This window comes from Geobacillus sp. CAMR5420 (assembly GCF_000691465.1).
In the GTDB taxonomy this organism is placed as follows: Bacteria; Bacillota; Bacilli; order Bacillales; family Anoxybacillaceae; genus Geobacillus; species Geobacillus thermoleovorans.
Map to the genome: position 1 here is coordinate 1 of NZ_JHUS01000084.1, position 4865 is coordinate 4865.

General features: G+C 46.3%; 3 protein-coding genes and 4 pseudogenes. 5 read left to right on the forward strand and 2 right to left on the reverse strand.

Annotated features, from left to right (window positions below; genetic code table 11):
* Together DI44_RS00185 and istB are read left to right on the forward strand one after the other, a co-directional pair.
* Window positions 1–614, forward strand: a pseudogene (locus DI44_RS00185) (IS21 family transposase); the annotation flags it as partial.
* Window positions 611–1363 (forward strand): IS21-like element helper ATPase IstB, encoded by a 753-nt coding sequence (gene istB, locus DI44_RS00180; protein ID WP_021322668.1) that lies wholly within the window; start codon window positions 611–613, stop codon window positions 1361–1363. The pseudogene DI44_RS00185 and the gene istB, both read left to right, overlap by 4 nt.
* A gap of 37 nt (window positions 1364–1400) precedes the next feature.
* Here istB and DI44_RS19580 read toward each other — a convergent pair.
* A pseudogene (locus DI44_RS19580) lies at window positions 1401–1595 on the reverse strand (hypothetical protein); the annotation flags it as partial.
* Window positions 1596–1745: 150 nt separating this feature from the next.
* Between DI44_RS19580 and DI44_RS0117500 the strand changes: the two are divergent.
* The 3 genes and pseudogenes from DI44_RS0117500 to DI44_RS00170 form a co-directional block, all read left to right on the forward strand.
* Window positions 1746–2303: pseudogene (locus DI44_RS0117500) on the forward strand (transposase); the annotation flags it as partial.
* 208 nt (window positions 2304–2511) lie between these two features.
* Window positions 2512–3819, forward strand: coding sequence for an MFS transporter (locus tag DI44_RS00175; RefSeq protein ID WP_128721765.1), 1308 nt, complete (start codon window positions 2512–2514; stop codon window positions 3817–3819).
* On the forward strand, window positions 3816–4403 hold the full coding sequence (locus tag DI44_RS00170; protein WP_021322671.1) for a helix-turn-helix domain-containing protein: 588 nt from the start codon (window positions 3816–3818) through the stop codon (window positions 4401–4403). Before DI44_RS00175 ends, DI44_RS00170 begins: the two co-directional genes overlap by 4 nt.
* A gap of 86 nt (window positions 4404–4489) precedes the next feature.
* On the opposite strand, the pseudogene DI44_RS0117505 reads toward DI44_RS00170, so the two are convergent.
* Window positions 4490–4741 (reverse strand): annotated as a pseudogene (locus DI44_RS0117505) (ATP-binding protein); the annotation flags it as partial.
* Window positions 4742–4865: the final 124 nt, after the last annotated feature.

Below are 4865 nucleotides of genomic sequence, written 5' to 3' on the forward strand. Positions count from 1 at the left end.
AGCAACCGGAGCTGTTGGCGTTGCCGGAACAAGATCTTCCGATCTTCTCCCTCGATCACGCTTACGTGAATAAGTACGGAGAAGTGATGGTGGATGGGAAGGCGTTCGTCGTCCATGGCCTGTCCGTCCCCAACCGGGTGTTGGTGAAGAAAGAATGGAATCGTTTCGTTGTGTTCTCTTCCGATGGAGACGTCCATCTTGAAGCGCCAAGGCCGTATACGAACGTGAAACGCGAGATCCCTTGGAAAGAGATTTTCGCTGAGTGGGAGACCAAACCCCGGGTTGTCGGGCATTCCCGATACCGGGCGTACTTGCCGGAAGCGATCCGAACGTATCTGGCTGGCACCCCGCCCCAGGTGGCGGCCCGTTTGAAAGGGCTGCGAGCGCTGTTGGATCGTTGCACGCTTTATGAAATCGCCCAGTGGCTCGATGAGAACCAGCGATGGGACTTGGCTCCTCATGAAATCGGGGTGTTGATGGAAGCCGAGCAATCCCATTACCCGGCCAAGTGGAAAGAATCGTACACCCCTTCCGTCCTGATCGACTATGAAACGGACTTAACGGTGTATGATCAACGTCTTCATCCTGTTCGGGAAGGGGGTGTCCAGGGATGAGAGCAGAGGTGAAAGAGATTTGTAAAGCACTGCATTTGGCCTATATCGCGGATCGATTCGAGGAGGTGATGTTCGAAACGAAAGAACAGTTTTTGCGGGATGTATTGGCGCTGGAGCTGTCGTGCCGCCAGCAGGCGAAACAGGCCCGGCTGATCAAGAAAGCCAAGTTTCGGGAGTTGAAATGGCTGAAGGATTACGAATGGTCGGATCACATCCACTGGCCGACCACGACATCGAAGAAGGAATTGTGTGACCTTCGCTTTTTGGAGCGAAAGCAAAACGTTCTGCTTTTAGGCTCGCCCGGGACAGGAAAAACCCATCTCGCCACAGCGCTCGGCATCCAGGCGTGCCAACAAGGCCATGAGGTTCGGTTTTTCCGCGTCGCGGATCTCGTCGCCCAGCTGGAAGAGGCATTGAAAAATGGCACGCTCGGGCGGCTGAAACGAAGCATCGATGCGTGCGAACTGTTGATATTGGATGAACTCGGCTATGTGCCGTTTCAAAAGCAAGGATCGGAGCTGTTGTTTCATATTATCGCCGACTGTTATGAGCGAAAAAGCGTCATCGTGACGTCGAATCTGGAATTTGGACAGTGGAATCGGGTGTTTGGGGACAACCGCTTGACAGCTGCGCTGGTGGATCGCTTGGTTCACCATGCCCACATCCTGGCCTTTACGGGAGAGAGCTATCGACTGCGGAACGCTCTCTCCGCGATCCAGCCGTCCTCTTCCCCCGGTCTGGAACCTTAAGTCTTGAGCTGGCAAGCCTATGTATTTTTTCTTGCACTTCTCTGCATTTTTTGCTTGCAAAAAACAGATACTCCCCCTCTGCCGTCAACGCATAGCGTTGGTAGTATCCGTGACGATGCAAGGGGCGGCGGGATGGACAGTGGGGGCATTGGTTCACGTCGGGAAAATCGTTCCCTTTCCCACGATCCGTATACGTTTGAATGTCAATGCCAAAGTCGTGAAACTGGATCACACTTCCTCCCCCCTCTCCTTGAAACGAATGGAAATCTTTGTCCGAAACAATTCACAAAAAATTTAGCACATTCCTTCAGAAAAGGGGAGAGGGCTTTCTGAAAGAATGTGCAAAAAAATGGGTGTTTTGTGCTGAAATAAAATGATAATTTACATCATCGCGATGCTCAAGACGAACCGGATTCTTTATCCGAATGGCGTCGCCGTCCAAGCCAAGCAGTTGGCTCGCTATATCGAGCCCCAAGACACCCGCCTCGTCACGGTGGGGAAGGAGCGTTACCGCGTGTATCGCTATGAGGGGGCGATCCATGGCCTCGATGACGCGGTGGTGCTGCTGGCTTGGAAGGCGGATCAGCCGATGACACCGGAACATCTCCATTGCGTCTTGAGCACCGACCGGGAGCTAGGCGATGAAGACATCTTGCGTTACTATGCCCAGCGTTGGACAATCGAATGCTTTTTCCGACAGGCGAAAGATCAACTGAAGCTGGATGAATACCGCGTCCGCCACATTCGGGCGGTGAAACGGTATTGGGCGGTGGTGCTCTTGGCCTGCGTGTACAGCATAGCGAAATCCCAGCAAGACCTCTCCACCGGATTGGAGCTTCTTCGATCGCGGAAAGGCCATAGCGTCATAGAGTTCATTTATGACGCCGCAAAGCAAGATATTCCCATTGATGTGATCAAAAAACAGCTCCGTATCGCGTAAGGGGTACCCTGTTTGTCTCTCTAACCATGGAAATTATTGTAATGAAAAATGCTCATCTACAGTTGATGAGTAGAATCATTGGGTCTCCCCTGCCTGTATTGATTCGAACACTGAATGTTTCATGAAAACAATGAATGGTTTAAAAGTATAAAACCGCTTTTTCATGAACCGACTAAAGTCTTCAATCACTCCAGTAGACTGAAGGTTATTGACAAAATATTTTTTTACCATTAAAATTTATTTTGATGAACAAAAAGGTGGTGGATCCATGTTCTCTATATTATCTGATCATCGTCTATATTTACGCATGTGGCTGTCTCAAGTCATATCCTATTTGGGCGACGGCATAACAAGGGTAGCGCTCATTTACCTCATCGGAAAGTCATCCAGCCATTCTTTGCTCATCGGAATGGTTATATTCGTCCAATTGTTCCCAACTGCTGTCTTGAGCTTAGTATTCGGTCCTCTTGTTGATCGATTTTCTAAGCGGCGGCTGATGGTGTTCTCTGACCTGTATCGAATGATCATCGTTCTTTGCATGGCTGCCTTTGCACACTCCCCCATCATCTTGCTCGTTTTGTTGGGATTGCATGGGATCGGGACAGCGCTATTTGTACCTGCCCAATCTTCCATCGTTCCGTCCATTATCCCAAAGGAACGAATTCCAGAGGCGATTGCGCTATCAAATGGAACAGCATCGGCTATGCAAATAATTGCACCGGCCATTGGGGGACTTTTTCTTTTAAGTGAACGATACGATATCAATTTTATGGTTAACGCCGCTACATTTCTCCTTTCGGCCATTTTGATTTGGAGCATCAAGTTTAAAGAATACCTTCATCATAAGCAGAAAAAGAGCGGTTATTGGCTGGATGCTTTGACTGGATACCGAGACATTTTTCTGTTACCTATCTTGCGTTTTTTCTTATTCATGATGATTCCATTATCCTTCGTGATCGGTATTTTGAATACAAATCTTGTCAGCGCTTTATTGCATCATTTTCATGTCTCTCCTTCTCACTTCGGTTTTCTGGAGGCAAGCATAGGGGTGGGAGCGATTTTAGGTTCTTTACTTGGACCAAAGTTGCTTCAAACCATCCCAGCTAATCGATTATTATGGATAGGAATGATGCTTATTGGCGTATGGATGGCGGGTATTGTGCCTTTGAACGTGTTCGTCCATAATTGGGGGGATTTTCCTCTCTATACTTGGTGTACTATGGTAGGAGTATTGAATGCGTTGGTGAATGTGCCGATTAATAGTTTGTTTATCTCTATTGTGCCGCAAGAATTAAGAGGTAGCGGTTCTGCTTTAATGACGACGTTCTCCAATTTTCCCATAATGCTAGGAATCATGATAGGCGGTTGGTATGCCGATGTGATCGGAAGTGTTTACGCAACCGCAACGAGCGGCATCTTGCTCGTACTGACAACTTGTACTTATCCACTCTTCCAAGGATATCGACAATTGAGCCAAGTTGCATTCAACACAGAAAGGAGTAGCATAGAAGGATGAAAGAATTAAGTGATTTGGAATTGGCCAAAATCTTGATTAACCCAAAACGAAACAAAATTTTGGACTTAACGAAAAACGAAGCCTTAACGGTGAAGGAACTAGCGAAAAAATTAAATGAAAAACCATCGAGGCTATACTATCATGTCAAAAAGTTAGAGGAATACGGCTTATTAGAGGTTGCAGGCGAAAAGCAGGTCGGAAATTTAATTGAAAAATCCTATCGTAGAAATAACGACATCGATACAAATGTGATGCTGAATGAAAAAATGATGTCAGAAAGCAAATCAGAGCTCATGAAAGAATTAAAAAATACTGTTTATACAGGGCTCTCGTTATTGGAAAAAGAATTGGAGGAAAACAAGCAATTAAACCAATATCAACATCATGTGGAACTAAGCATCTCTTACCATCATATGACCGGAGAGGAATGGCTGCACACCCATCATCATCTCTTTCATCAGTTGGGAGGGAACAATCGGGAATTACCCTCTAAAGTGAAAGAAGCCTTAAAAGAAGAAGATCGTTTCAAACGAGGAAAGTATGTGTTTGTGTTGTTAAGTTACAAAATTGAGGACGAGGAATAACCGACTCATGGAATGACTGTGTTTGGCAAGTAAAAAATACACAATATGGCGGTGAATTTGTGCACAACCTTGCCAGTTCCCGTATTTTATCGGTTCTTTTTAGATAGAGCGTGCCGCAATCGATAACTTTCCCCCGTAAAGGTGAGAATATGGGCATGGTGCACCAATCGGTCAATGATGGCGGCCGTTAAACGCTTATCCCCAAATATGGTGTTCCATTGTCCAAATTCCAAGTTCGATGTGACAATAATGCTCGTCTGTTCGTAACACTCGGCAATTAAACTGAACAACAATTCTGCCCCATCTTTATGAAACGGAATAAATCCTAGTTCATCTAACTCACATTTCGCACCTTAACAGAGTCCAAACAAAGGATTTTTTATTTAGTTTTTCAGAATAACTTTTTGACCAACACGACGAGCGATGGCAATCCTTTTTTTACCATCGCTAGTCGTTCCGTAT

Coding starts and splice junctions, on each gene's coding strand:
- DI44_RS00170 (WP_021322671.1), top strand. CDS start 3,816: ATGAAAGAATTAAGTGATTTGGAATTGGCCAAAATCTTGATTAACCCA.
- istB (WP_021322668.1), top strand. CDS start 611: ATGAGAGCAGAGGTGAAAGAGATTTGTAAAGCACTGCATTTGGCCTAT.